Source organism: Halomonas sp. MMH1-48, from assembly GCF_022348105.1.
Lineage (GTDB): Bacteria > Pseudomonadota > Gammaproteobacteria > Pseudomonadales > Halomonadaceae > Vreelandella > Vreelandella piezotolerans.
The window spans coordinates 309,695-336,154 of sequence record NZ_JAKRFL010000002.1 but is presented as its reverse complement, the minus strand read 5'-3'; the positions used below and the strand labels follow the sequence as shown (position 1 = coordinate 336,154).

The following is a 26,460-nucleotide window of genomic DNA, read 5'->3' as shown; positions in this document are numbered from 1 at the left end:
CGGAGTGGACGACCCTCTGGTGTTCCGGTTGTCACGCCAGTGGCATTGCCGGGTAGCTATGGTCGGACGGGATAACCGCTGAAAGCATCTAAGCGGGAAGCCCCCTTCAAGATGAGACATCCCCGAGACCTAGAGTCTCCTAAAGGGCCCAGCGAGACCAGCTGGTGGATAGGCACGGTGTGGAAGCGCTGCAAGGCGTTGAGCTAACGTGTACTAATGGCCCGTGAGGCTTGACCCTATAACACCCAAGGGGTCTGGTCGCCGTGATAACGACCGAGTGGACAGCCACTCGAAAAACCGGATACGCATCCGCCAGCCAACGTGCTGGTGGACATGAGACGATCACTTACCGCGTCAACGACGCCGTCAGCATGATATGCATTACCCGTTACGCCTGACGACCATAGCACGCGTGAACCACCTGATCCCATGCCGAACTCAGAAGTGAAACCGCTTAGCGCCGATGGTAGTGTGGGGTCTCCCCATGCGAGAGTAGGTCATCGTCAGGCACTTATACCGCAAAGAACCCAGCCAACCGGCTGGGTTTTTGTTGCGCGCTCGATAAGCGCGCCATTATTCAGGCCCTGAGTACGCTGTGCTCGGGGTTTTTTGCTATGCGTTTGAAACACTGCAAACGACTCGATCAACGATAGCCCATGCACAAAGCTTCCTTGAAACGGCTGTTTTAATAAATTAAATAACAAGGAGTTACTGCTTTGTAGTGGCGAGTGTACCGCACGACAACTAGTATGGTGTGGTACCTATCATTCAAGCAGCATCTCAGGAGGAGACGCGATATGAGTACCCCGTTGATGAAGAAGCTAGCGGTTGCCCTACTGATGGCCATGATGGTGGGCGGCTTAGCAGCCTGTGATAACCAGGGCCCTGCAGAAGAAGCAGGTGAGAGCATCGATGAAAGCATGGAAGATGCGGGTGAAAGCCTGGAGGAGATGGGCGAAAATATCGAAGAGTCGGCAGAGGAGTAAGTAAAAGGCTCTTTGCAGTATAGCGATACACCACCGATACAAAAACAGCCGCTGATAAGCGGCTGTTTTAGGTTTTGAGGCTTAAAATTTTAGGCTTGGGAAGTGGTCAGGCGAGTTGTCATTATGCACCTGGGTTTTGCTCGATACCCTGTAAGTACCAAGGCGCTTGGTCGCGCATGCTGCGAGTCAGGTGCCAGGTTTCGTTGAACTCGGTTTGTTCACCGTTTTCGTCCAAGATACCGTGGAAAATCACGGTCGCTTCAGCATACCCCTCATACTCGTTAACATCCCCAAGTTCGGCAAATAGTTTCACCACCTCGGTCTGATTGTTAGCAGGCTGTTCGGCACGCTCTTGACGCAGCAGGTTATAAAGTTCAGGGGTCACATACTCCTGTATTTTACTGAAATCGTTATTATCCCAAGCGCGTTGGAGTGTCATAAAGTGCTCTTTCGCACCTCCTAGGAAGCGCTCTTTATCAAACCAGGCGGGGGTACTCTGCAAACCGCTTGCTAAGCTCCCAGGGGTTGCTGTGAAGTGGCTGGTCGATGCATGCGGCATCTCTTGACGCTCACGCTGATAGCCATGCGTCACGGATGCGGGTCGACGCTGCCGCATGAAGGCTCGGAAGGCGACAATAGCCAGCACGGCAACGCCCGCCATGACAAGCAGGTCCATTAAGCGTAGCTCGTCGAACGCCCCGCCGAAAAACAGCGCCGCCAGCAAGCCGCCCGCCAGCAAACCACCCATCATGCCCCCCATGCCGCCGCGGCGGGCAGCACTCGCGGCGCCTGCCTGTTGCTGGGTGCCTTGAGCCTGTTGTTGTGCGGGCGTGCTGGCTGGACGATCAGCGGAGCGTGACACGCTACCCATACTGCTGCCACCGCCTAGGCGGCGTGCCTCTGCGTGTTCGATGGCGGCGCTAACGCCCATAACGCTCACCAATAGCATCACAAAGAATTGCCTTAACATGTTGATTCTCCAATAAGGATGCAGGGAATGCCAAATGCTTCGGTGCGAAGCAGATAGAAAAGGTTGGGCTGTCAGTTTACCGTGTAATACCTCGCCTAGGTGATGGTAAGCGCTGTTATAAAGACAAAAAAAGGAGCGAAAAGTGCGTTTAGATCAGTCTCGAAGCGTCCTATTGATGATCGATTTTCAAGCCGGTTTGCTGCCCGTCATCGAGGGTGGCGAGGCGGCGATTAAAGAGGCTGCTTGGCTTGCCGGTATTGCCGGTGCTTTGCAGGTGCCGGTATGGCTAACCGAGCAGTATCCTGAGCGGCTGGGTGGCACTACACCGACGCTGTTGGAGGGCTTGGGAACGCACGAGCTGTGGCAAAAGCGGCATTTTAGTGCGACAGAAGAGGCGTCGTTTAGTCAGGCGCTGGCCGCGCTTGGACGCAAGCAGGTGATCGTGTGCGGTACCGAAGCGCACATCTGCGTACTGCAGAGCGCGCTGGGGCTGTTGGAGGCGGGGTATCAAGTATTTTGGCTGAGTGAAGCCACCGCCAGTCGCCGGTCGGATGAGGCGCGCCTTGCTCGTCAGCGTGCGTGTGCCAATGGGGCGGTGGCGGTGTCCGCGGATATGGTGGCCTATGAGTGGCTCCACCGCTGTGATACGGCCACTTTTAAAGAGATTCATCGCCGGTTTTTAAAGCCAAGGTCGGCTCAAGCGGTCACCTTTTATTGATCTTAACGATCCGTTTCGCGACGGGTGAACACGAGCGTATCGCCTTCGGAGGCGGCGGAATCGAAACGGTAGCCTGCCACATCGAAGTCTTTGAGCGCTTCGGGGTCATTGATCTGCTGTCGAATGATCCAAGCGCTCATCAACCCGCGCGCTTTTTTCGCATAGAAACTGATGATTTTGAACGTGCCGTTTTTCTCATCCTTGAAGACGGGAGTGATCACTCGGGCATCCAGCTTCTTAGCTTCGATGGCTTTGAAGTATTCGTTGGAGGCTAGGTTCACAAGCACTTTCGACCCACTCTCGGCAATCGCACTGTTCAGCGCAGGTGTCAGGAGGGGCTTCCAATAAGCGTAAAGATCCTTGCCCGCATCGTTGGGCAGTTTGGTACCCATTTCCAAGCGGTAGGCCTGGATCAAGTCCAGCGGACGCAGCAAACCATAGAGACCCGATAAAATACGCAAATGCTGCTGGGCAAACTGATTGTCCGCATCGCTGAAGGTCTCGGCTTCCAGACCCGCGTAGACGTCTCCCTGAAACGCCTGCACGGCAGGTTTGGCGTTGTCCAGCGAGAAAGGGGGCTGCCACTCGGCAAAGCGAGCCGCGTTCAGGCCTGCTAGCTTGTCACTGATGCCCATTAGGTCGCTGATTTGCTGAGGGGAGTAGCCGCGTAGAATATCGATCAGCGGCTGGCTGTGTTCGAGGAAATCCGGTTGTGTGACGTTTTGGGTCGTCGGAGGTGTTTCAAAATCCAGCGTTTTGGCGGGGGAAATGACGCTCAGCATGGCGTGCTCCTTGTGCCGTGACAAAAGGGGGCCGCGGAACGCGGCCACAATATGGATAGTGAGATTATATCAAGCCTTGGCGGCAGCCGAGGCTATCGACACGATAGGAGCCGTTAGGGGCAGGGGTTCGGCATGCGGCGGTGGATATCGTCGATGGCAGTCAACACATCGTCGTCGAGCTTCAGGCCCTCGCTGGCGAGGTTGCTCTCCAACTGCTCCATGGTCGTGGCACCAATGATGTTGCTGGTCAGGAAGCTGCGCGAATTGACGAATGCCAGCGCCATTTGCGCGGGGTCGAGCCCATGCGCGTTGGCCAGATCGACGTAGGCTTGTGTCGCGGCGTCGGCTTCGGGCGACGTATAGCGTTTGAAGCGCTCATAGAGCGTCAAGCGGCCTTTTGGCGGCTGGGCGCCGTTGAGATACTTACCGGACAGCACGCCAAACCCCAGCGGCGAGTAGGCCAGTAACCCGACGTCTTCGCGATGGGCAATTTCTGCCAAGCCTACTTCGAACGAGCGGTTCAACAGATTGTAAGGGTTTTGTATGGAGGCAACGCGGGGCAGGCCCAGTTGATCAGAGAGCTGAAGCATCCGCATGACGCCCCAGGGCGTTTCATTGGAGAGACCGATGGCGCGAATCTTCCCAGCATCGACCAGCTCTTTCAGAGCGGAAAGCGTCTCTTCCAGCGGGGTGGCGTCTTCCTGCTCCGCGTGGGTGTAGCCGAGTTTGCCAAAAAAGTTGGTGTGACGATCAGGCCAGTGCAATTGGTACAGATCGACATAGTCCGTTTGCAGGCGCTCAAGGCTGGTGTCGATAGCTTGGTGGAGATGGTTGCGGCTCATCTTAGGGCCGCCGCGAATGTGTTCTAAACCTGGGCCTGCCGCTTTGGTGGCAATGATCACATCGTCGCGAGCACCGCGAGCGTTTAGCCAACTGCCGATATAGGCTTCCGTCCGGCCTTGCGTCTCTGCCTTTGGCGGAACCGGGTACATTTCTGCCGTGTCGATAAAGTTGATACCGAACGCGACCGCGCGGTCGAGCTGCTCATGAGCCTCGGCTTCGCTGTTCTGTTCACCAAAGGTCATCGTGCCTAGACAGAGTCGGCTGACCTCCATCCCGGTTCTCCCCAGTGGGCGCGTTTGCATGCTTGTCTCCTCGCTTAGGCAAAAACGTGGCTGGAAAATGAGCGATGCCTATCGACGTTACCAGCCTGTGGGAGGCATGTTAGCGAGGCTCTACAAAAGCAGCAAATCAAGAGGGTTGAGTCAGGACGACGGCAGGCGTATGCTTGCCAGCCCATTGACCGGCCAAGCGCCGGTTTATCGTATGGTTAGCCATCGTGGAAGGTGAGATGGTTAGCCGAAGGTCTCAACAGATAGGCAGGGTGGTTTGCCATGCCGCAGGCATCATCGTTGTTTACCCGGTTGGAGTTTCGTCTCGCCGAGCAGCTGTTTCACACCCGTTGGTTACTTCCGCGTTCACCGCGCACGCAGCGTCTCACCATGCGACTGTTCAAGCGGTGTGCCGAAGCGGGGCACCCGGATGCACAGTCGATCTATGGGCACATGTTGTTCCACCGCAGCTTGTCGCCACAGGATAAAGCGCGTGGCGCGCGCTACGTACTGGAAGCGGCCCAGGCAGGCGATGTAAAGTCACAGTATCAGGTGGCACAAATTCATGAGCACGGCTGTGTGCAGTATCCTCGCCGTGAGGATTATGCGGTGACGTGGTACGCCCGTGCAGCGCAGGCAGGCCACTATCTGGCAGCGGATCGCCTGGCGCGTGCCTACCGCTTGGGCGAGCTAGGCTTAGCCGTGGATCATGAACAAGCCGACTACTGGCAGCGTATGGCCGAGCGGCAGCCTGCGGCGGAAATGGCCGCCGCCTGAGCCCCGTACCCGGTGGCGATATAGAAAAGAGGAAATCAGTGTCCGAGACGCTACCTACAGTGCTAGATATTGAAGCGTCCGGATTCGGGCGCGGCAGCTATCCGATCGAGGTGGGCATCGCCCGCGCCGACGGTAGCTGCTGCGCGTTTCTTATTCAGCCGTTGGATGAGTGGGTGCATTGGGACCCCAAAGCAGAGCTTCTGCATGGCATCTCTCGCGAGCGGCTGATGAAAGAGGGCTACCCAGTGCGCCAAGTGGCCCAGTGGCTCAACGACGAGCTGCGGGAGCTAGGTAAGGCGTACAGCGATAGCTGGGGCTACGATAATACGTGGCTATCGTTGCTGTTCCACCATGCTGGTATGTTGCCCCGTTTTCGCCTGGAAGCGCTACGCATTCTGCTTAGTGAAGAGCAGCAGGCGTTGTGGAGTGATACCAAAGAGGCCGTCGTGGCAGAGCGAGGCATCCACCGCCATCGTGCCGGAGAAGATGCCCGTTTGCTCCAGCTTACCTATCAGCGCACTCGCACGCTGACCCTCAAAGCCTAACCGCGTCTCGACGTTAATCCAACTGGGCTTCAAGGGCATCCAATAGAAGATCGGGCGTCGAAGCATCAAGCAGCATGTCACGGGTCGTTTGGGCCAGAAAGCCGTGGCTAACCGTGCTATCCAAAAAGGCTAGCAGGGGCGCGTAAAAGCCTTCGGTATCTAGCAGCCCCATTGGTTTGTCATGGAGCCCCAAATAGCCCCAGGTCCAGATTTCGAATAGCTCCTCGAACGTACCAATACCGCCCGGTAGAGCAATGAAGGCATCGGCATTCGCTGCCATAGTGGCTTTACGCTCGTGCATATTGGGCACGCGAATCAGTTCCGTTAAGCCAAAGTGCGCCTGTTCACGCTCGACCAAGTGATCCGGCATCACGCCGATCACGTGACCTCCTGCTTCCAGCGCCGCATTGGCCAACTCTCCCATGAGCCCAACGCGTGCGCCGCCATATACCAATGTATGCCCGCGCTGCCCAAGGCTCGTGCCGAGGGTGTGCGCGGCTTGGCGAAAGGCCGGGCTGTTACCTTCCCGAGAACCAAGGTAAACACAAATACGTGACATCGTCAGGGCGTCCTTATCGCAGAGAGATCTGATGACAGCGGTTCAATTCGCACGCGGCGCTAGGCCAAGCAGCGCTGAACGTCGTAGTGCTCGTCCATCCACTGGCCGATGACATTGTGGCCGCATAGGTGGTGAGCGTACTGGGTGTGTAGGCAGCGCACCTGCTGCCAATTACTGATACCGCCCACGCCGCGCTCGGTGAGTACATCGGTGTAGCCCAAGCGACCCACCTCTTCGCGCTGAGCCTCGCTCATCGAGCGCCAGCGGGCGTCGACGTAGTCGCGGTGGCTTTGCTGATAAGCGGCGAGAAATGCCGGCTCTTCCTGCAAGCGCTGCTCTAGAGACTTGATCACGCCCACGGCTTCGATGCGCGAGATCTCGATTTTCAGCAGGTCCGAGCAGAGCCAGTAAAGCGTGGGGAAAGGTTTGCCATCCACGATCGGCGCCATACGCAGTACGAGTGGCGTGCCTTGGGCGTCAGTGGCTGCAACGGCTTCGATACCGCGAGGCGCGCGCCCGAGCTGTTGAGTAATGATCGCCAGCTGGCGCTCGTCGGGGGCTTGGTCGGTACGAATTACCATTGTGTAGCAGTCTCACTTTCGGTCGTCTTGAACAAATTTAGTCGAGCGGCCAACGGCGCGGAAAAAGCAGCGGTTGAGCTGTTCAGGAGAGGCGACGTAGCGCCACTTCTCTTCGCAATACTCGGCGGCGCGCGCCATCAGCACGTCGTAGAGTCGATTGAACGGGGCATCATAATCGTAGGGGTCCGCGCCGAACAAGCGGATATGCGGGTAATCGGCGAAGCGCTCCATGAAGTAGCGTTCTAGGTCGGCTTCCACGGCGCGATGCTGCGCCGTGTTATCAGGATCTATCCAGAGATTGTAGCGGATGGCCATGGTGACTCCTGGAAGGCCCCGCCATGTTAGGCGGGCAAAATTAAGCGGAAGCGGGCGCCGTTTCTAAATGCGCCGATAAAGCCTCGCGAAGAGCACCCTCGATGGGAACGGCTCGCTTCTCCTGATGATCGTACTGCACCATCACCGTATGGCCCAGATTGGTTAGCGTACCATGCTGCCGGGCTTCCTGGGTGACGGTAAACGAGCTATTGCCCAGCCGGGTCAAGTAGGTACGAATTTCGATGTCGTGGCCGTAAAACAGTTCAGCGCGATAGTCCACTTCCATACGTGCCATGATCAGTCGCCACTGTTTAGGATTCAGGTCGGGCGTGAACAACTTGAAGAGATCGTTACGCGCCAGCTCGAACCATGCGGGGAGGCGTGTGTTGTTGATATGGCCCAACGCATCGGTATCGTAAAAGGCGGGTTCTATGGTGCGAGTAAACATGACGCGATCCTTGTTATTAGTGTGTAAAGTGAGCCCGACCCAGCATTAACCCAAGCGAGCGCTTGGTCAAGTGTTGCGGCGCTGATACCAAGCCGTCAACTGCATCCAGCCAAGCAGCCATAGCGTGGCGGCGAGAAACCCCGCCAGCGTTCCCCAAAAAAGCCCTAGCGAGCTGTAAGTATACGAAACGCATAGGGTGTAGCTCAGCAACGAGCCAAGGCCGGCGGGATAGTGCTTGATGACCGTCGCCACGGGCGCGTGGCCGTGCCCCACGTGAAGGATCAGTAAAAACGGCAGCATCGTTACCGGAAACGCCGCCAGCGTGCCGGCCCATTCGGGCGGCAGCCAGTGGGCAGTGCGCGTAATGGCAAACACGATGAGCGTCGCTAGCCCAGCCCGTGCCGCCAAAGCGGGCCACGAAAAGGCGCGTCTAGCGCTACTCTTCACATCCGGTATGGCGCGAAACAGCCAGCTGAAGACGCCAATGGCGCACAGTGTGACCAGCGTGCCGGTAAGGCGTGTGAAGCTGAATTGGGCGAGCAGCGTACTCACCGCAAGCCAAGCCGCAAAGCCTCCTAGCAGACCGCCCATCACCCCTTTGAGGCCGGTCTGGCGGCCTGCGACGAGATAACCCGCGCCCAGCGCCATGGTGGCGGTAAACCCTGCTAAGGTATGCACGGCGCTTTGAGTGGCAAAGGTGGGCGATATCTCCAAGCCGATAAAAAACAGCGCCAGGGCCGTACCGAGCGGATAGCCCGATAGTAGCCCAGCAATGCGAGGGCTAGCCCGTACGGCGATGGTGCCCAACCCCAGCACCATGCTGACGGAGAGGCCAAACTTGGCCAGTTGCCAAGTGAGTGGAACGTCTACCATGCGGCGTTTTCCTTTCGTTATTATATCGATGTGAACATAGCGCTAGCGTGATCGGCGCAGTGGGTATGTACCACCGTGACATTATTTGTCTGGGAGGCTCGTTGCCGTGACCCATTCATCAGATTCAGGCGCCCATGCGCTCTCCCCGCCGCCCAAACCCGATGGCTGTGAGCTGTGCCAGCGTGCATCGGCCTTGACCAAACATCATCTCATTCCGCGCACGCTGCACAACAAGCCGCGTTATCAAAAGCGTCATACACGCGAAGAGCGACTCACGGCCATCGTGTGGCTTTGCCACCCTTGCCATAAGCATATCCACCGACTGTATAGCGAGCGTGAGCTAGCCGATCGTTTTGCCAACCTGGAGGCGCTGAAGGGCGATGCCGATATTCGTGCTTTCGTGGAGTGGCTGGCCACCAAGCCTGCTGGCTTCAAGCCCAAATCGCCCGTGCGCAAGCGGCGCTAGGCTAGACCAGTCTAAGCCCCTGCTGGTCGCGCCAAGCGGCTTCTAGTGCCTCCGCAAGCGGTTCGACGAGGTGGCTAGGCAGCGCAGTGCGGGCGGCGTCGAGTGACTCGAACGAGCGGTTGCGCAGCCAACAGTAGGCCCAGGCGCAGGCTTCCTCGTCGCTTTGCGGGGTAGGCCTAGCAGGCATTTGATTGAGCAGAAAGACGGCCGTCCGCGGTGCCCAGAGAGGCATCTCGCCCTGCGTGTCTTGGCTCCACTGCTCCAGCGTGGCCCCGTTTGGCGTGGCATCGGGGGTGCCCAGTTTGGCGACCCGGGCGGTCTCCGCCAGAATCAGCGCGAGCTGGTCGGCGTCTGCCTGACCCAGCGAGCGCCACTGCCGCAACAGCGCCGACAGGCCTGCGCGCATCTTGGTATAAAAGTCATCTTGCGGCATGCTCAGTGTCTACTCCCGTAGAAATAAGTGAGATCTGTTATGGCGTTCGATTTTGCCACGCCCGTGGAAAGGCGCGCTCCCGAAGGACAGTATGCCTCGCAGAAGTGGCACCGCTACGCGGCGGACGTGCTGCCGCTGTGGGTCGCCGATATGGACTTTCACTCGCCGCCCGCGGTGATCGACGCGCTCCAGCGACGGGTCGCTCACGGCGTTTACGGCTACGGCGAAGTGCCCACCACGCTGAGTGAGGCGCTGTGTCAATGGAGCGCTCATCACTATGCGTGGTCCATTGAACCCGAATGGCAGCAGTGGCTGCCGGGCGTGGTGCCTGCACTGCACTTTGCCGCCATGGCCTTGACGCAGCCTGGCGAGGGTGTGCTCACCATCGCGCCGATCTACCCGCCTTTTCTGGCCGTGGCCGAACGCACCGGGCGGCTAGCGCAACGGGCGATGTTAGCGGAGCCTGCTGCCCCTGGCGAGCCTTGGCGGCTGGATATCGAGGCGCTGGAAGCGGCCATCACCCCGCAGACTCGGCTGCTGCTCTGGTGTCATCCGCATAACCCGACCGGGCGCGTATGGACGCTCCAGGAACTCGAACAGCTCGCTGCTCTGGTCGAGCGCCACGATTTATGGGTGGTCTCCGACGAGCTGCACTGTGATTTGCTGCTGGACGAAGGCGCTCGCCACCGCCCCCTGGCGGCGCTATTTCCGGAGCTGGCCAAACGCACGATCACGCTGTGGGCACCTTCGAAAACCTTCAATCTTGCCGGGCTCACCAGCGCCTGCGCGATCATTCCCGATCCGGCACTACGCCGCCGATTTGCCGAGGCTACCAAAGGCTTTTTGCCGGACGGCAACGTGTTGGGCCTGGTTGCAGCCGAGGCGGCCTATCGCGAGGGCGAGCCCTGGCGTCAGGCGCTATTGGACGTGTTGCGTAGCCACCGTGCCACGCTCGAGGCGCGTGTGGCCACGTGGTCCGGCGTATCGATGAGTGCGCCGTCGTCGACCTATTTGGCGTGGCTAGACATGCGTGAGGCAGGCTTGGGTGACTCCCCGGCGCGCACGCTCTTGCAGCAAGCAGGGGTAGCGCTCTCTGAGGGGGCGGCGTTTGGCTGCCCCGGCTTCGTGCGGCTCAATTTCGGCACCACCGCTTCCCAACTGGAAGCGGCGTTATCACGGATGGATACGCTGCTAAAAGCGTAACGTTGCCTTCGTCAGGCGATATCAATAGAGCAGGGCGAACAGCTTGCGGCGGTAAGTGACCGTGAGAGGATGGTCAGCCCCTAGCGCATCGAAGACCTGCAGCAGCGTTTTGCGGGCCGCGTCGTCGTTATAGGCGCGGTCCTGCTTCATCAATGCCAGCAGAGCATCGAGGCCTACATCGTACTGACCATCGGCCACGTGACGCAGCGCCCGCTGGTACTGCGCTTCGCTGTCGGTCCGATCACCCAGCGCGGCGATCTCCTCCGCTGAGAGCGCCTGTTCGCTGAACTCGATGCTGGCGCGCACGCCACGGGCCGGCGCCGCATCGCGCTCCTCTGGCGGCAGGTTATCCAGCACGCTACGCGCTTCGTCGCCGCGCCCCTCCGCCACTAGCGTTTTGGCAAAACCAATGTGGTACGCGTAATGCTCTGGGTATTGCCCCATCAGCGTTTGATAAATTTCCCGCGCGCCTGCTGCATCGCCCGCGCTCAAGGCTTCCTCTGCTTGCTCTTCGGGACTGGGCGGGGCGTCACCGGGGGCAGGGAAGTAGCGGTTGAGCCACTCACGAACTTCTTTCTCTGGCAGGGCACCCTGGAAGCTATCCACCAGGCCGCCCTGGCTCACTAGCTTCACGTCTGGTACCGAACGCACACCCAACTGGCCTGCGATTTCTGGATTCGCCTCGACATCCAGCGTCGCCAGCAAAAACGCGCCGCCATACTCAATGGCCAGCTTTTCGAGTACCGGCATGAGGTTTTTGCACGGCTCGCACCAGGGCGCCCAGCAATCCAGCAGTACCGGCACCTGCATCGAGGCTTCCAACACTTGCTGAATGTTGCCCGCATTGAGTTCAATGATGACCTCCTCGCGCGTTACGCTAGGGCGCTCGCCGCCAGTAGGCGTGCTATTGCTTGCGACAGGATCGGCAGTCAACGGGTTGCCGGTACGGGGATCGATAATCGACATGGGTAAACTCTGCTTCGCATGAAAAAGGTTACCTCATGATATGCAGGCACCCGCCCAGGGATTCAAGGAAATGAAAGGAAATAAAGCGCTGAGTCCGACGCGCTCTACCACCAATGCTAGACGTGACGCACACAAAAAAGCCGACTCTCGAAAGAATCGGCTTTTTCTATGTTGGGTAGCGGGGTCCGGATGTGAACCGATGACCTTCCTGGGGTGATAAAGCGCTGAGCCCGACGCGCTCTACCACCAATGCTAGGCGTGATGCACACAAAAAAGCCGACTCTCGAAAGAATCGGCTGTTTCTATGTTGGGTAGTGGGGTCCGGATGTGAACCGATGACCTTCCTGGGGTGATAAAGCGCTGAGCCCGACGCGCTCTACCACCAATGCTAGGCGTGATGCACACAAAAAAGCCGACTCTCGAAAGAATCGGCTTTTTCTATGTTGGGTAGTGGGGTCCGGATGTGAACCGATGACCTTCCTGGGGTGATAAAGCGCTGAGCCCGACGCGCTCTCGACCGCCAATGCTAGGCGTGATGCACACAAAAAAGCCGACTCTCGAAAGAATCGGCTTTTTCTATGTTTGGTAGCGGGGACCGGATTTGAACCGATGACCTTCGGGTTATGAGCCCGACGAGCTACCAGACTGCTCCACCCCGCATCAACGTGGGGCGTATTCTACGTATTTATGGCAATAAGTCAACCCCTTCGATAAAACGTTTCCTTGCTGGTGGTCAGCTTCATCGTGCTGCAACATTGAAAGAGTAAAGCTATGCTTTCAATAGGCATAACAAAAAGCTTACTGTCGGTGTGTCGCCCAAGAGAACACGCGGCATGCCGTGAGTGAAAGAAGCGTGAAAGCGCTCATTCAAAGTGGCTTGCGACGCCATAACAGTGCTTAAAGTCCAAGCCATTTGTCATATCAGGGAGGTAGTCAATGGCCAATCAAGCCCCCGTCGCCTGGGTAACTGGTGGAACTGGTGGAATCGGAACGGCAATTTGCCGTTCGTTGGCGGATGCGGGTTATTTGGTAGTGGCGGGGTATCACAATCCCGACAAGGCCAAGACCTGGTTAGAAGCGCAAAAAGCCGACGGCTATAACAACATCGCGCTATCGGGTGTTGATTTATCCGACCACAATGCCTGCGTCGAAGGTGCCCGTGAGATCCATGAAACGCATGGTCCGATCAGCGTGCTGGTCAACTGTGCCGGTATCACTCGCGATGGCACCATGAAGAAAATGTCCTACGAGCAGTGGTATCAGGTCATCGATACCAACTTGAACAGTGTGTTCAATACCTGCCGCAGCGTTATCGAGATGATGTTGGAGAACGGCTACGGTCGCATCATCAACATCTCTTCCATCAACGGTCGCAAAGGACAGTTCGGGCAGGTGAACTACGCCGCAGCCAAAGCGGGGATGCACGGGTTGACCATGTCGTTGGCGCAAGAAACGGCGACCAAGGGCATTACCGTAAACACCGTCTCGCCTGGCTATATCGCCACCGATATGATCATGAAAATTCCGGAGCAGGTGCGCGAAGCGATTCGTGAAACGATTCCGGTCAAGCGCTACGGCACTCCCGAAGAGATTGGCCGCTTGGTGACCTTCCTGGCCGATAAAGAGTCCGGCTTCATTACAGGCGCCAACATCGATATCAACGGTGGCCAATTCATGGGCTAAGCCCCCGACATCCCCCACGTTCTCTTTCCACAAGAAAGAGAACGCAAAACGGGAGGCGATCTGCCTCCCGTTTGCTATTTAGCGACTAGGTACGCTCCGGTTAGGGTTGCGGTGGGCGCGCTAAACGGCCCAGTAGGTTGTCCAACTCGTTGACTTCCTGCTGCCAAAGACGTTTTGGCATAGGGCCGAGGGCCAAGAGGTCGACCAGCACCTCCTCTAGTTCGTCTGCTTTGCTGCGTTCAGCGTTCAGGCCATTATTCAAACGCTCTACTTGAATGGCAAGCCTTAGCGGTTCGTCCCGCTGCTTGACGCTGCCGAGAGCAAGCAGTGAGAGATGGACACGCAGGCGTGCCAACTGCTCCTCAACGTCGTCCTGCTGTGCGCTGGAGAGAGGCTGCGTGGTAGACGAACGGACCTCGTTACGGCGCTGGTGCGCATCGCGATACGTAGTGGGCAGAGGCGCGGTCAGCACGCCAGCGGCGTCCACCGTCTGAGCATCTTCACCACTGAGTGCCCGATGGTCCGCTGCCAGATGTGCATTGATCAGGGGCAGTAGCGCATGCCACTGCTGCACCTTGTCGACGACTTCAAGGCGGCTCAAGCGTTCCCGTTTTGCACGCAAGATGCCGCCAAGCCGTTTCTGCATGCCGTCGCTTCGGCGGTTGCGGGGCAGCGGCTCTAGCTGCTGAAGACGGGCAAGGTAAGCCTCTAGCCGCTCGGCCTCATTGGCGTGGGCGGGTTGCCAGCTATCCATGTCATCAATGAGATGCTGAAGCTGGTCGAGCGTTTGCTGTTGCCGAGCGGCTTGCTCCTGTTTTTGAGCGTCGCGCTGCGCAAAAAGCTGGTCACAGGCGCTACGAAAGGTCTTCCAGAGCGCTTGTTCGTCACCCTTTGGCGCCCGCCCGAGTGACCGCCACTGCTGCTGTAGCCGCTTGGTGTGAGCAATACGCGTTGCCAGCGGCTGCTCGGAATCGTTCTGCAACGCCTGTACCTGCTCGATCATTGAACGTTTTTGCGCTGCGATTTGCTCGGCGCGCTGGTCGATCAGTGCTTGAAGGCGGTGACGAATCGCACCAAATCGGCGGCCAATGGCTTCGGAGTGCTCTCGGGGGATGGGAGAGTAGTGGCGCCATTGGTGACGTGCTTTGTCACGGATCTCCCGCAGCACGTCGGGGTCTGCATCCTCGGCGGGCTGAGCCAGCAGCGTTTCAAGCTGCTCACAGAGTGCCTCGCGGCCACGCAAGTTGGCCTCGCGCTCTTGGTCGAGCTGGTCACGCCAGGGCGCTAAGCGCTCATGAATACGATCAGACGCTGCCCGAAAGCGCGCGGATTGCTCTCTATTGGCTGCCGCATCGCCCAGTGCTTTCCACTCCTTTACGAGCTGGCGGTGATGACGGTCCAGCGCCGATTCGGCCATATGAGGATCGTCGGCCAAGGCTTCGATACTGGCGCAGAGCTGCTCACGCTTGGGACCTGCCACAAAACCGCGCCAGTCGCGCAGCTCGGTAAGCCGCGCGCCAAGATGTTTCAAGCGACGCTTGAGCGGCTTGGCCTCTTCGTCCGTGAGGGCATCGAAGGTGGGCTTCAAACGTTGGTGGAGGCGGCTGGCGCTCTTGAACGCGCCGCGCTCTAGCAGGTGCTCGAAGTTATCGAGCTCACCCTCAAGCGCATCGTGCGACACCTCTGGGCTTGCGGGGGCCGCTTGCCGAGACGCTAGCTGTTTTTGCGCCTGAGCCAGAAGCGCAGGTGGGGTCAGGGCCTCGGGCCAGCGGCATGCGTTGACATGCTTTGACAACGCTTGATCATCGCTATTGGCCAGGGCGCGCTCCACCGCAGGGCATTGTGCTTGCCAGCGCTGCCACGCTTCCATACTCTGCTCGTACTGCGCCAGCGCTTGGCTGTAACGTTGCTGCGTGACTTCGTTAGGAGGATGAAGGTCAGACAGCGCCTGCCAGCGCTGACCCAAAAGCTGACGCTGGGCGCGCAGGCTGTCGATATCCTGGGCGGTCAGTTCCTCGGCCTGGGTGAGGCCTTCTAAGGTTTCTTCTAACCCCTCCAGCAGATGGTCACGCGTACTATCCGCTTCAGCGCGGCGGGCTAGGCGCTGTTGATGCGCCTGTTCCTGGGTTTCGTGATCGTGCAGCGTTTTACGGCATCCCAGCATGGCTTGCTGGAAACGCTGCTCTTGGCTGATGCTGGGCGGATGATTGAGCTGCTGCCACTCGCGCTCCAAGTGGCGCAAACGGCCGCCGTAAAGTGGCTCCCACGGGGCACGGGCGTGCTGCTCCAACTGCCTCAATAGGTGCTCGCGCTGTTCCTGTTGCTCTTCTAACCACTGTTCGTCGTTACGCCGCTGGGTGAGCTGCTCCTTCGCAAAACGTATGATTTGGCGGTCGCGACGCGCCTCTTTCAATAGCCGCTTGAGCGACTCCTCGCTATCGATACGCTGCGCTGCCTGATGGCGTACCGCTGCTACGCTATTGTGGCACGCTTGGTGGACTAGATCGGCTTCATTGCTCAACTGTTCAACGGCGATGAGTCGCAGGCCTAGATTGTCGCCCTGCAGCGCAATCGCGTTGAGCAGTCGTTGGTCGCTCAGCAACGCCACCTGGGCTTGGCGCTGCTGTAGGTCGCTATGCCCCTCGGCACCCGTGAGCCGCTGACACACCGCGTTGAACCATGACTCGTTCTCCTGATGCGGCGGATAGGCAGCCAGCAGTTTTTCGATATCGTCGAGCGCAAGCAGGGCCGCGAGCTGGATGTCGCTGTCGCTATCGCTGGCCAGAGAGAGTAGGGCCTCCCGCTGCTCTGAGTGCTGCGGGTCGAGGGATTGAAGTGCCTTGCGGCGCACCTCGGGATCGGGGTGTTGCCACCGAGGAGCGAACAGGCGTCGTAACAGTCCGTGCATGGATCATCCTGCTGTGAGGTGCGGAACGTGAAAAAAATCAGACATCGATGAGCAGGCGGTTGCAGTCCTCGTCGCTGTCGCTTAGCTTTGCCTTAGCGCGGTGAGTTCTCCAGCCAGTCACCACGCAAGGCGCGAGATTGCGCTACCCTTATCTTACCTGAACATGACATGGAGTTCGGCCATGAGCCTCAACGCCAACAGTGCCGACGTAGCCTTCACCTTCAAGGGCGGCATGCTGCCGATGACCGTCATGGAGTTGACGAGCGCTGACCCGGAGCGTATCCGGCGTCAGCTGGCTGGCAAACTGTCGCAATCTCCTGCGTTCTTTCAGCATACACCCGTTGTGCTGAGCGTGGAAAAACTCGATGAGCCCCACCTGGCCCTGGAGCGCATCTGCGCAGTATGCCGTGATCACAAACTATTGCCCGTAGCGGTGCGCGGTGGAGCCGAGCCGATTCGACAGTCGGCGTGGGCGCTAGGGCTGGGGTGGTTCGCACCCGTTGAAGAGGGTCGCGTACGCGCCTTGGAAAGCGTTGAACCGATTGCCGAACCCGAGGAAACCGACAGCGAGCCTGAAACGAGCGGTTTGGGAGCATCCCGGCTTTATCGTGGCACGGTGCGCTCAGGCCAGCAGGTGAGCGCTGCAGAGGGCGACTTGATCGTCATCGGTGCCGTCAATGCAGGCGCTGAAGTGTTGGCGGCAGGCAGTATTCACGTTTACGGCGCGTTACGTGGCCGCGCATTGGCAGGCATTCATGGCAATACTCAAGCGGGTATTTTTTGTCGCGAGTTGGAAGCCGAACTGCTCTCCGTGGCGGGTAATTACAAACGGCTGGAAGATATCGACTCTCAACTGTTGGGACGTGCTGCCGAAGTCCATTTTGTCAAAGAGCAGTTAGAGATTAAGCCGCTGGGATAAGCCACACGACTGAGTGTCGGATAGTGCATCGTGCTTAGCGACGCCACGGCTGCGATCCGTTACAGTGTGTGTTTTGTTGACAGTGATGTTCCCGTTATGCGGGTAGCGCCACGCGCTCGCAATGAACGACTTCAAGAAGGAAGTGACTCTTGGCCAAAATTATAGTTGTGACCTCAGGTAAAGGGGGGGTCGGTAAAACCACCAGCGCTGCGGCGATTTCGACAGGGCTCGCGCTGCGTGGCAAAAAGACGGTCGTGATCGATTTCGACGTGGGGCTGCGCAACCTGGATTTGATCATGGGCTGCGAGCGCCGAGTGGTGTATGACTTGGTCAACGTGATCCAAGGCGAGGCGGGGCTGAATCAGGCGCTGATCCGTGATAAGCGCGTCGAGAATTTGTTCATTTTACCGGCCTCGCAGACCCGGGATAAGGATGCGCTGACCCAAGAAGGCGTTGAGAAAGTCCTGGAGCAGTTGAAAGATGATTTCGACTACATCTTGTGCGATTCCCCCGCTGGGATCGAGCGCGGCGCGCAACTGGCAATGTACTACGCCGACGAAGCCATCGTCGTGACTAACCCCGAAGTCTCTTCGGTACGTGACTCTGATCGCATTCTTGGGTTGCTAGGTTCGAAAACTCAGCGTGCCGAGCAGGGCCTCGATCCGGTCAAAGAGCATTTGCTGATTACCCGCTATAACCCTGCCCGTGTCACCTCAGGCGATATGCTGACCCTGGACGATATTCGCGAGATTCTGGCGATCGATCTATTGGGTCTCATTCCAGAATCCGAAGCCGTGTTACGAGCCTCTAACCAAGGGGTGCCCGTCACCCATGATGGCGGGAGCGATGCGGGCCAGGCGTACGCCGATACTGTGTCACGCCTACTAGGGGAGGAGATGCCGCTGCGCTTTCATGAGATGCAGCGTAAAGGCTTGTTGAGCAGGATGTTTGGGGGTAGTCGTCGATGAAACTGTTGGAGTTCTTGAAGCGTGAGCGCAAGAAATCCGCCTCGGTGGCCAAAGAACGATTACAAATCATCGTGGCGCATCAGCGTAGCCAGCGTGGTCAGCCTGATTACATGCCGCTGCTTGAGCGCGAACTGCTCGAAGTGATTCGTCGTTACGTGCATGTGGACGACGATGCCATTCAAATTTCACTGGATAGTGAAGATAACTGCTCGGTACTGGAACTGAACGTAACGCTGCCCAAAAGCTAAGCGTCAATGTGCGTTCGGGGCGGCGGGTGGCGTCGCGGGTGTGCTAGTCTTGGGCTTTTGTTCCCATCCAGCGAAGGTTGTCGGCGCATGGATGGGCGGTCACGCTCAAGGGAGTTTGCATCCATGGCGACACCGAATGCCGCCCCTGCCAGTTTCCTCTGGCACGATTATGAAACGTTTGGTGCCGATCCTCGCCGCGATCGGCCCGCTCAGTTTGCTGCATTACGTACCGATGCGGACCTCAATGAAATCGGCGAGCCCATCGAACTGTATTGTAAGCCCGCTGATGATTACCTACCTCACCCCGCGGCTTGTTTGATTACCGGTATCACCCCTCAAAAAGCGCAGCGCCGTGGGCTGCCAGAAGCGGAATTCGCGCGGCAAGTGCAGAGCGCCATGAGTGAGCCCGGCACCTGCGTGGCAGGCTATAATAGCCTGCGTTTCGATGATGAAGTCTCGCGCCATCTGTTTTATCGCAACTTGCTCGACCCCTATGCCCGCGAGTGGCAAAACGGCAACTCCCGCTGGGACTTGATCGATGTGGTGCGGGCGTTTTATGCGCTGCGCCCAGAGGGTATCGAATGGCCATTGCGAGAGGATGGCGCCCCCAGTTTCAAACTAGAGCATCTGACGGCGGCGAACGGCATTGCCCATGAGGGGGCTCATGACGCGGTGGCCGACGTGCGCGCCACCATCGCCTTGGCACGACTTCTGAAAGCGCGTAACCCCAAGCTGTTCGATTATTTGCTCGGTTTGCGCGGCAAGCGCGCGGTGGCCAAACAGCTCGACCTTCCCAGCGCCAAACCGCTATTGCACATTTCCCGCCGTTATCCGGCCAGCCGAGGCTGTAGCGCCCTGGTCATGCCGTTGGCAGAGCATCCCACCAACCCCAACGGGGTGATCGTGTACGATTTGAGCGTCGACCCCGGCGATTTGCTGTCGCTCAGTGCCGAGCAGATTCGTGAACGCGTGTTCGTCAGTCAGCAGGACCTTTCTGAAGGTGAGGCGCGCATTCCGCTCAAGGTGATTCATATCAATCGCTGTCCGGTGGTCTTTCCCGCCACGGTGCTCAAAGACGTGGAAGGTGAGCAGAAGGGCGAGTACGGTGCGATCGTGGCGCGCTTGGGCATCGACATCGCCGCCTGTCGAGGGCACTGGAAAACTCTGCGCGAGGCCAGCGGCGTGGCGCAGAAGGTGACCGAGGTATTCAGCGGCGGCTACGAAGAGTCGCCCCAAGACCCTGATTTGATGCTCTACTCCGGCAGCTTTTTCTCTGCGGCGGATCGTCAGCAGATGGAGCGGGTGCTGGCGATGGACCCCTGGGACTTGGTGGGCCAACGCTTTGCTTTTCAAGACCCGCGCCTGGAGGAGATGCTGTTTCGCTTGCGTGCCCGCAGCTACCCCGACACCCTGGAGGGTGAAGAGCGCGAGCAGTGGGAGGCGTTTCGCTGGATGCGTATGAACGATCCTGCGCTATCGGGATTGACGCTCAAAGCGTTTGCGCGTGACATCGAGCGTTACAATCAGCAGCCGCTCACCGATCATGAGCGGCAGATTCTCGAAGAGCTGGTGATGTTCGTCGAGGCCATGATGCCAGCCCAGGCATTCGATGCCTAAGCTGGCAATGGTGACGGCTAGCGAGCGTCGAAGGGGGCGAGCGTCTCACGGTAAGCGGCGATATCGCTGGGCGCATCCCCAGGATTGAAGCGAATGTCTAGCGGGTGTGCGAGCAGCGCAGGCCAGAGCGCCTGCAGCTCCTCGACACTAACCTCGAGGGCGCGTTCTGCGATCTGCTCACGGCGGTCGAAGCGTACCTCGTCGAGTGCCGTGGCTTGCCAATAGCGATTGGCCATGACCTGCAGGCTGGTATCCCGTTGGCGCAGTCGGTCATGCACCGCTTGCCGGTGGGCCGCCAGCTCCTCATCGCTGAGCGTCTCGAGGCGCTCCCCGGCGGCTGCCATGAAGGCGTCCATCCGTTCGGCAATGGTGCCACTATCCACGTCCGGCGACTGCACGATCAGACCAATGCCCGGTGCTTCCAGCAGCGGCGAATAGCCCGCATTGACGATATAGCCAAGCTGCTCCTCGGTGCGTAACTGCTGGTAGAAGGGCGTGTCCAGCCACTGGGCCAGAACGCTGAGGCGCGCCTGCTCGTCGATGCTGGTATCGCGCCCCTGCAGGTAGCGCAGTACCAGTGACTCTTCACGGGTGCTGTGTGGATGAAGCACCGTCGATTCCTCGCTCGCCTCCAGTGGCGCCAGCGTGGGAATGTCATCCCGCGTCAAGCGCGGGGTCAGCGCGCCGCGAATGAGACTGGCCTGTTCTCGTGCCTGGTCGGCGGTCAGGTTCCCCACGGCCATGGCGTCGATGTATAGACCATCGAGGAAGCGTTCGCGAAAATCCTCCAGGTGGTGCTTATCGAGTCGTTTGCTGGCGGCCAGCAGTTCGTCGGTCGACCACTGGGGGGAGAGCAGCGCCTCACCCAGGGCTCGGCTGGCTTGGCCGGTCAACGACGCGCGTGGCGCGTTGCGCCACTCCCGCTGTAGCTGGTAGCGCACCCGCTCGAAGGCGCCAGCAGAGATATCCGCCTGCTGAAGCTGCTCGATGGCTTGCTCGATGAGCGGCGTTTGGCCATCCCGCCAACCGGAAAACGACAGCGTCATACCGCGCGCGTGGGCGTAGGCGCTAAACGACTGACCGGCAAGCCACGCGGGGTAAAGCGACTCGTTGAGGCTGTCGTTGAGCCAGCCTGCGAGTAACCGCGTCAGCACGGCCTCTTCCGCCGAGTAGCTGGCGCTGGGGTGCTGTAGGCTCACCCGCCATTCGACGCTGGGCGTATTGAAGCGGCTGTCCTGCATGTGCCAAGCGGTAAACGTCGGCGTATCGATGAGTGTCGACGGCTGCTCGTCCTGGCCCGCTTGAAGGGTTAGGTCGCTGGCAATGAAAGGGTTGGGGGCAGGGAGCGCGAGACCGCTCAAGATCTGACCGGCCGTCGTGGGTGGCAGCTCTTTCCACTGGGTATTGAACCACGGTGAGACGGTATCGCTCTCCACATCCGGCGCAGAGTAGACGCGCAGCAGGTTGTCAGGCGTTAGGGCGTCCAAGTAGAGCTGCTGGCGCTCGCTGTCCATGCCGTCCATGCGATAGGCGGCGTACTGCACGTCTTCCACCGGGTAGCGCGAAAGGCTCATGGCTAGGCGGGTGGCCTCTTGCTGGGGGGCGCCGTGCTGTTGAAAGCGAAACGCCTGCTCGCTGAGACTTTTTTGCTCGTCGTAGCGCCACTCGGCCAGCCCGTCGGCGCGAATCTGCTCGATCGCGGCAAACAGCGTGGCTTCGATGTCGTCAAGGCGTTCGGCACCCGTGGGCGTCAGGCTAATGGAGACGGTAAATAGTGCTTCATTGCCATCACCGCGGCCCACACCCGCTGAGAGCCCATCGGCCAGGCCCGCCTCACGCAGCACGGCCAGCAGGCTACCGTCGCCCTCATCGCCTAGTAAGTGGGCGATGAGCTGAGTCGGCTTGGTGCGGTACTCGTCCGTGGGGTCGGGAACTGGGAAGTAGAAACGCAGTTGACGGCGATCCTGCAGCGACTCTCGTTCGATATAGCGCGGCAAGGTGTCGGGGTCGATCAGCGGCTCGTCGACGGTGGGTGCGCTTAAACCATGGTCAGGAATGTCGGCAAAGCGCTCCACCACGAGGGCTTCCAATTCGTCGAGCGGCTGGGGGGCCACCACGGCCAAGTTCATGACGTTGGCGTCGTAGTAGCGGTGGTAAAAATCGATCACCCGCTCGCGCAGTGTTGCTTCGCCCTCTGGCGGGTTGGCCAGGGTGTCTCTGCTGCCCACCGCGAAACCGGTGGTGGGATTGTCTGGGTTGAGCAGTTGATTCAGCACATCGTTTTCACGACGGGACTCATCGCGGATGCGCGCCATGTACTCGGAGTGGACGATGTTGCGCTCGCTCTCCAGGTGGTCGGCATTGAACAGCGGCGAGAGAAAGAATTCGCTAAAGCGATCCAGCGCGCCGGGCAGCGCGGAGGGCTCGATATCGAAAAAGTAGTTGGTGTCCTGCTGAGCCGTGAAGGCGTTGTGCGACCCTGCGTTATCCGAGATGTAGCGCTGATAGGCATCCGACTGCGGGTAGGGGTCGGTACCTAAAAACAACATATGCTCAAGGAAGTGGGCCAGACCCTGGAGGTCGTCCGGGTCTTGAGCACTGCCGACCCGCACGTTCATGGACGCGGCGGCCTTGTCGGCATCGGGGTCGCTGACCAGCAGCGCCTGTAAGCCATTGTCGAGGGTGATGACCCGGTAGTCGCGGTCATCGAAAGGGCTGATGGTCGGGGTAATGGCCTCGGCGACCGGGCTCTCTTCTGCCCAGAGGGGAGTGGCGGGCGCCAAGAGCAGGCCGATGGTCAGGCCAACAAGCGCGCGCCTTGCCAGCAGGCGAGGCGGAATAACAGACATAGTGGGCAACATTACGGCTCCTGTGACACGGACCAGCGCAACATGGGCCCCGTAGGGTGTGCGCAAGAGGGTGACTGATAGGCAGGGTTATTCACATGCTTTGATACCGGAAAAGCGCCCAACAGTTCCAGTGGGGCGGGCATCAACATGGGCGTTAGTGCCTCGACGTCGGTGCCAGGGTCTAGCCAGCGGTGTAGCGCCTGAGGGGGAATGATCACCGGCAAGCGGTCGGTGAGCGACGATAGGCAGGCGTTGGCTGGCACGCTAATCAGCGCCGTCGAGTCGGTAAAGGTGGTCAGCGTGGTGTGGTAACGGCACCAGAGCGCACCGAGTAGCAGCGGGGAGCGGTTCACGTGGGTCACCAGAAACGGTTGCTTGCTGCGTGTCTGGGGCTTCCACACGTAAAAGCCACTCACCGGAATCACGCAGCGCCGAGCGTTGAACGCTTCGTGAAACATGGGGCGCTCACTCAGCGTTTCCGCTCGGGCGCAGTGCGGGGCGTGGTCGAGGACCTTGAGCCAGGGCGGCGTCAGCCCCCAAAAGAGCGGCGTGTGCGTTAACTGCCCCTGCTCTAAACGAAGGGCGGACACGGGCTGGCGCGGTGCTAAGTTGGGAGACTCGATGAGCAAAGCGGTGCTTTTGAGGTCTGGCGCAAGGCGGGCAAGGGATAGGCGCTGTACGTGTAGGCGTCCCGTCATGCCGGTCTCCTTAGGGCGCGATGCCTGCGGCGCTGATGCAAAATGGCAAAGGGAAGTCGTAATACGTTAAATGTCGCGTTTTAGTGTCGAAAACAGTGTTCGATGTAAGGTATCCTATCGTATACCTTGCTCACGCTAAAGCGCGAGGAGGCATTCTTCCCTGTTTGCCGCTGACCTGAAGAGATCGCCATGGCCCGTCCTAGACAGCATGCGCCCGATGCCCTCCACGCGCAGGTCATGCACGCTTGTGATGAGTGGTTGGCTAAGCAGCCAGTCCATGGTTTATCACTACGTGCTCTGGCCAGAGAGGTGGGCTGCGCGCCCAGTACGCTGCTAAAACTCTACGGCAGCTTTAACAATTTATTGCAGCACGTCAACGTAGAAACCCTCGCACGTTTGCAGCACACCATCACGAGTTTGGCTGAAGACGATCCCGAGCCCTGGCTGCGTTCTCTGGCGCATGCTTACTGGCGGTTCGCCGAGCAGGACTGTTATCGCTGGCAGCTGTTGTTCGACTATCCGCTGGCTCAGGAGGGTGAGCTGGACCAGCGTCAGAGCGATCTCATCGAGGCGCTGTTTACGCAGGTAGAAACCTCGTTAAAGCAGTATCAACCCGTTCTAGACGACTTGGAAGCGCGTCGTCTAGGCCGCACGCTCTGGGGCAGTGTACATGGCTTGGTGCAGCTTGGCTTGAATGAGCGGCTTGGCTATTGGCAGGGTCAGCAACTCAAGGTCGATGAACTCTTGGAGCAGCTCATGAGCACGGTGCTGGCTGGGTTGCGTCACCGGGGTGCCACGACGTGACATGGGGGATCAAGACCACCCGTTGCTTATTACGCCGTGTCATTTACCTGGCCATGCGCGGCTGTTATCGGCTATCTGTACACGGTCAATTCAATGTTCCCAAGCAGGGGGCGGCGCTGGTCGTGTGCAACCATGTGAGCTTCATGGATGCACTGGTGCTGGGCGGTGGAAGCCCCCGCCCGCTGCGCTTCGTGATGGACCAGCCTATTTTTGAATCCCGCTGGCTGAAGTGGTGGTTCCAACTGGTGGGGGCGATTCCGATTGAGTCGGAGCGCCACAGCCCCGGCGCGCTGCGGCGCACCCTGGATGAGGTGAGCAGGGCGCTGCGCCAGGGAGATATCGTCATGGTATTTCCAGAGGGGCGCTTGACCCCCGATGGGGAGATTCACACCTTCCGTCGTGGTCTCGAAACCATCCTCGCGCGTGACAATGTACCGGTGATTCCTGCCGGGCTGGCGGGACTATGGGGGTCGTGGACGTCCCACTACGGCGGCAAGGCGTTGAAAAAGTGGCCCTCCCGTTTTAGGGCGCCAGTGAGCCTGCATTTTGGCCCACCCATCGCCGTCCATGAGGTCGAAGGCGTCGCGCTAAGGCGTTTTTTGGAGCAGCGCGTTAGAGCATTGAAAGCCGCGGGCGACAGCGACATCGCTCGGCGCCCGTCGAAGCAGGCGGATTAACGGCGGGGCAGGCGTAGTTTTTGCCAGCAACGTGCCGATGTGATCAAGTTGTCGCGAATCTCCAGAATTTCCATCCGTGTATTGCCGATTTGCAGGCAGGCAGGGCCTTCTGGGAACGCCTCCAAGTGTTCGAGAATCAGCCCGTTCAGCGTCTTGGGGCCGTCGGTGGGTAGCTGCCAGCCAAGCATCTTATTGATCTCGCGGATATTCGCCGTGCCTTCGATGACATGGCTGCCGTCGTCCTGCTGATGAATTTCGTCATCTTCGGAAACGTCGGTGGTGAACTCGCCGACGATCTCTTCGAGAATATCCTCCAGCGTCACCAGGCCCTCTACATCGCCGTACTCATCCACTACGATACCGATCCGTCGCTTCTGCTTCTGAAAATTCAGCAGCTGGGTATGCAGTGGTGTGGACTCGGGAATGAAGTAGGGCTCCCGCGCTTCTTGAACGATGGCGGCTTTAGTCACCTCGCTGCGGGATAAAAAGCGCGCAGCGTTACGCAGGTGCAGCATGCCAATGATGTTGTTGATATCGCCCTTATAGACCGGTAGGCGTGTGTGCTGGCTGGTCCGGATCTGGGTCAGAATGTCTTCCAGCGAATCGTCCAAATCGATACCCAGCACTTCGTGGCGGGGCACCATGATGTCGTTCACCGTCACATTTTCGAGGTCCAGAATCGATAGCAGCATGGCGCGGTGGCGGTAGGGGATTAGCGTGCCCGCTTCGTGCACCACGGTGCGCAGCTCGTCACGGGTAAGATTGTCGCCGCCGTTATCGACGCTTTTGACGCCCACCAGGCGTAGCAGGCCGTTAGACATTACGTTGACCAGCCATACCAAGGGGTAGAGCAGTTTGAGCAACGGTTCCAGCGCAAAGGACGTGGGGTAGGCGATGCGCTCTGGCTTGATGGCTGCGTACGTCTTGGGCGTCACTTCCGCAAAGATCAGAATAGTGATGGTCAACAGCGCGGTGGAGATGGCGGGGCCCGATACATCGCCAAAAAAGTGAATGGCGATGATGGTGGCAATCGATGCGGCTAGGTTGTTGACGAAGTTATTGCCAATGAGGATGACGCCAATGAGACGATCGGGCCGGGTGAGCAGGCGCATGACACGCTTGGCTCTGCGGTCGCCGCTGTTGGCCTGGTGGCTAAGCCGGTAGCGGTTGATCGACATCATGCCCGTTTCAGAACTTGAGAAGAAGGCAGACAGCAAAATGAGTAAGGCTAGCAGGCCGAACAGTAACCCCAGGGGGAAGTCGTCGCTCAAGTCGAAAGTTCCTTTATGGCGTATGAAGCTCGATTTGTAGAAGGATGCCAGTAGCGTGTCAAGCATGCCGCCAGGGCTGCTTGA

General features: G+C 59.1%; 27 protein-coding genes, 1 tRNA gene and 2 rRNA genes. 15 read left to right on the top strand and 15 right to left on the bottom strand.

From position 1 onward, the window contains the following. From MHM37_RS03690 to MHM37_RS03680, 3 genes are all read left to right on the top strand, one after another. Positions 1-238: ribosomal RNA gene (locus MHM37_RS03690) — 23S ribosomal RNA — on the top strand; the annotation flags it as partial. A gap of 155 nt (positions 239-393) precedes the next feature. Further along, positions 394-509: ribosomal RNA gene (gene rrf, locus MHM37_RS03685) — 5S ribosomal RNA — on the top strand. 288 nt (positions 510-797) lie between these two features. Further along, positions 798-986 (top strand): hypothetical protein, encoded by a 189-nt coding sequence (locus MHM37_RS03680; RefSeq protein ID WP_139528229.1) that lies wholly within the window; start codon positions 798-800, stop codon positions 984-986. Positions 987-1,107: 121 nt separating this feature from the next. On the opposite strand, the gene MHM37_RS03675 is transcribed toward MHM37_RS03680, so the two are convergent. Beyond that, positions 1,108-1,956, bottom strand: a complete 849-nt coding sequence (locus tag MHM37_RS03675; protein WP_239295775.1) for a Tim44-like domain-containing protein — start codon at positions 1,954-1,956, stop codon at positions 1,108-1,110. Between the two features lie 142 nt (positions 1,957-2,098). On the opposite strand from MHM37_RS03675, the gene MHM37_RS03670 reads away from it, so the two are divergent. After that, entirely contained in the window at positions 2,099-2,674 is a 576-nt protein-coding gene (locus MHM37_RS03670; protein WP_139528231.1) for an isochorismatase family protein, read from the top strand. Between the two features lie 2 nt (positions 2,675-2,676). On the opposite strand, the gene yaaA is transcribed toward MHM37_RS03670, so the two are convergent. Continuing rightward, on the bottom strand, positions 2,677-3,456 hold the full coding sequence (gene yaaA / locus MHM37_RS03665) for a peroxide stress protein YaaA (protein ID WP_139528232.1): 780 nt from the start codon (positions 3,454-3,456) through the stop codon (positions 2,677-2,679). Between the two features lie 113 nt (positions 3,457-3,569). Then, a complete protein-coding gene (locus tag MHM37_RS03660) occupies positions 3,570-4,601 on the bottom strand; it encodes an NADP(H)-dependent aldo-keto reductase (protein ID WP_139528233.1) in 1,032 nt (343 codons plus the stop codon). 249 nt (positions 4,602-4,850) lie between these two features. On the opposite strand from MHM37_RS03660, the gene MHM37_RS03655 reads away from it, so the two are divergent. Both MHM37_RS03655 and MHM37_RS03650 read left to right on the top strand, forming a co-directional pair. After that, a complete protein-coding gene (locus MHM37_RS03655; RefSeq protein WP_139528234.1) occupies positions 4,851-5,345 on the top strand; it encodes a tetratricopeptide repeat protein in 495 nt (164 codons plus the stop codon). A 38-nt stretch (positions 5,346-5,383) separates the two neighbouring features. Further along, positions 5,384-5,890: a hypothetical protein gene (locus MHM37_RS03650; RefSeq protein WP_139528235.1), complete on the top strand. Its 507-nt coding sequence runs from the start codon at positions 5,384-5,386 to the stop codon at positions 5,888-5,890. Between the two features lie 13 nt (positions 5,891-5,903). Here the strand turns inward: MHM37_RS03650 and MHM37_RS03645 are convergent, their stop codons facing one another. The 5 genes from MHM37_RS03645 to MHM37_RS03625 form a co-directional block, all read right to left on the bottom strand. After that, positions 5,904-6,449 (bottom strand): TIGR00730 family Rossman fold protein, encoded by a 546-nt coding sequence (locus MHM37_RS03645; RefSeq protein ID WP_139528236.1) that lies wholly within the window; start codon positions 6,447-6,449, stop codon positions 5,904-5,906. Positions 6,450-6,508: 59 nt separating this feature from the next. Further along, positions 6,509-7,030 (bottom strand): DUF501 domain-containing protein, encoded by a 522-nt coding sequence (locus MHM37_RS03640; protein ID WP_139528237.1) that lies wholly within the window; start codon positions 7,028-7,030, stop codon positions 6,509-6,511. Positions 7,031-7,042: 12 nt separating this feature from the next. Beyond that, positions 7,043-7,345 (bottom strand): hypothetical protein, encoded by a 303-nt coding sequence (locus tag MHM37_RS03635; protein WP_139528238.1) that lies wholly within the window; start codon positions 7,343-7,345, stop codon positions 7,043-7,045. A gap of 40 nt (positions 7,346-7,385) precedes the next feature. Then, positions 7,386-7,793: a thioesterase family protein gene (locus MHM37_RS03630; RefSeq protein ID WP_139528239.1), complete on the bottom strand. Its 408-nt coding sequence runs from the start codon at positions 7,791-7,793 to the stop codon at positions 7,386-7,388. A gap of 66 nt (positions 7,794-7,859) precedes the next feature. Next, positions 7,860-8,666 carry a hypothetical protein gene (locus tag MHM37_RS03625; RefSeq protein WP_239295776.1) on the bottom strand — a complete coding sequence of 269 codons (807 nt, stop codon included), beginning with the start codon at positions 8,664-8,666 and terminating at the stop codon, positions 7,860-7,862. Positions 8,667-8,772: 106 nt separating this feature from the next. Here MHM37_RS03625 and MHM37_RS03620 point away from each other — a divergent pair, with 106 nt between their 5' ends. Further along, complete coding sequence (locus MHM37_RS03620) at positions 8,773-9,132, top strand: hypothetical protein (protein WP_139528241.1); 360 nt, start codon at positions 8,773-8,775, stop codon at positions 9,130-9,132. 1 nt (position 9,133) lies between these two features. Here MHM37_RS03620 and MHM37_RS03615 read toward each other — a convergent pair whose 3' ends face one another. Continuing rightward, on the bottom strand, positions 9,134-9,565 hold the full coding sequence (locus MHM37_RS03615; RefSeq protein WP_153844037.1) for a hypothetical protein: 432 nt from the start codon (positions 9,563-9,565) through the stop codon (positions 9,134-9,136). 39 nt (positions 9,566-9,604) lie between these two features. Here MHM37_RS03615 and MHM37_RS03610 point away from each other — a divergent pair, with 39 nt between their 5' ends. After that, the gene (locus MHM37_RS03610) at positions 9,605-10,768 is read left to right on the top strand and encodes a PatB family C-S lyase (protein ID WP_153844038.1); all 1,164 of its coding nucleotides are present in this window, start codon (positions 9,605-9,607) and stop codon (positions 10,766-10,768) included. Positions 10,769-10,789: 21 nt separating this feature from the next. On the opposite strand, the gene MHM37_RS03605 is transcribed toward MHM37_RS03610, so the two are convergent. Continuing rightward, positions 10,790-11,734 carry a co-chaperone YbbN gene (locus MHM37_RS03605; RefSeq protein WP_153844039.1) on the bottom strand — a complete coding sequence of 315 codons (945 nt, stop codon included), beginning with the start codon at positions 11,732-11,734 and terminating at the stop codon, positions 10,790-10,792. Positions 11,735-12,317: 583 nt separating this feature from the next. Continuing rightward, a tRNA-Met gene (locus MHM37_RS03600) sits at positions 12,318-12,394 on the bottom strand. A gap of 276 nt (positions 12,395-12,670) precedes the next feature. On the opposite strand from MHM37_RS03600, the gene phbB reads away from it, so the two are divergent. After that, positions 12,671-13,417 carry an acetoacetyl-CoA reductase gene (gene phbB / locus MHM37_RS03595; protein WP_139528264.1) on the top strand — a complete coding sequence of 249 codons (747 nt, stop codon included), beginning with the start codon at positions 12,671-12,673 and terminating at the stop codon, positions 13,415-13,417. Positions 13,418-13,517: 100 nt separating this feature from the next. Here phbB and MHM37_RS03590 read toward each other — a convergent pair whose 3' ends face one another. Further along, positions 13,518-16,325, bottom strand: coding sequence for a DUF349 domain-containing protein (locus MHM37_RS03590; RefSeq protein WP_239295777.1), 2,808 nt, complete (start codon positions 16,323-16,325; stop codon positions 13,518-13,520). Between the two features lie 181 nt (positions 16,326-16,506). On the opposite strand from MHM37_RS03590, the gene minC reads away from it, so the two are divergent. The 4 genes from minC to sbcB all read left to right on the top strand — a co-directional run bounded on the left by minC (position 16,507) and on the right by sbcB (position 20,077). Beyond that, entirely contained in the window at positions 16,507-17,244 is a 738-nt protein-coding gene (minC, locus tag MHM37_RS03585) for a septum site-determining protein MinC (protein ID WP_139528266.1), read from the top strand. A 149-nt stretch (positions 17,245-17,393) separates the two neighbouring features. Continuing rightward, the gene (gene minD / locus MHM37_RS03580) at positions 17,394-18,212 is read left to right on the top strand and encodes a septum site-determining protein MinD (protein WP_139528267.1); all 819 of its coding nucleotides are present in this window, start codon (positions 17,394-17,396) and stop codon (positions 18,210-18,212) included. Beyond that, positions 18,209-18,460 (top strand): cell division topological specificity factor MinE, encoded by a 252-nt coding sequence (gene minE, locus MHM37_RS03575; RefSeq protein WP_016915987.1) that lies wholly within the window; start codon positions 18,209-18,211, stop codon positions 18,458-18,460. Before minD ends, minE begins: the two co-directional genes overlap by 4 nt. A 123-nt stretch (positions 18,461-18,583) precedes the next feature. Next, entirely contained in the window at positions 18,584-20,077 is a 1,494-nt protein-coding gene (sbcB, locus tag MHM37_RS03570; RefSeq protein ID WP_139528268.1) for an exodeoxyribonuclease I, read from the top strand. A gap of 17 nt (positions 20,078-20,094) precedes the next feature. Here the strand turns inward: sbcB and MHM37_RS03565 are convergent, their stop codons facing one another. After that, positions 20,095-22,938: an insulinase family protein gene (locus tag MHM37_RS03565; RefSeq protein WP_239295778.1), complete on the bottom strand. Its 2,844-nt coding sequence runs from the start codon at positions 22,936-22,938 to the stop codon at positions 20,095-20,097. Then, positions 22,938-23,624: an SOS response-associated peptidase gene (locus MHM37_RS03560; RefSeq protein ID WP_139528270.1), complete on the bottom strand. Its 687-nt coding sequence runs from the start codon at positions 23,622-23,624 to the stop codon at positions 22,938-22,940. Before MHM37_RS03560 ends, MHM37_RS03565 begins: the two co-directional genes overlap by 1 nt. A 189-nt stretch (positions 23,625-23,813) precedes the next feature. Between MHM37_RS03560 and MHM37_RS03555 the strand changes: the two genes are divergently transcribed. Then, positions 23,814-24,428: a TetR-like C-terminal domain-containing protein gene (locus MHM37_RS03555; protein ID WP_139528271.1), complete on the top strand. Its 615-nt coding sequence runs from the start codon at positions 23,814-23,816 to the stop codon at positions 24,426-24,428. After that, on the top strand, positions 24,425-25,105 hold the full coding sequence (locus tag MHM37_RS03550) for a 1-acyl-sn-glycerol-3-phosphate acyltransferase (protein ID WP_139528272.1): 681 nt from the start codon (positions 24,425-24,427) through the stop codon (positions 25,103-25,105). The genes MHM37_RS03555 and MHM37_RS03550 overlap by 4 nt, the downstream gene beginning before the upstream one ends. Here the strand turns inward: MHM37_RS03550 and MHM37_RS03545 are convergent. Continuing rightward, positions 25,102-26,376 (bottom strand): HlyC/CorC family transporter, encoded by a 1,275-nt coding sequence (locus tag MHM37_RS03545; RefSeq protein WP_139528273.1) that lies wholly within the window; start codon positions 26,374-26,376, stop codon positions 25,102-25,104. The two genes, MHM37_RS03550 and MHM37_RS03545, sit on opposite strands and share 4 nt — an antisense overlap. Positions 26,377-26,460: the final 84 nt, after the last annotated feature.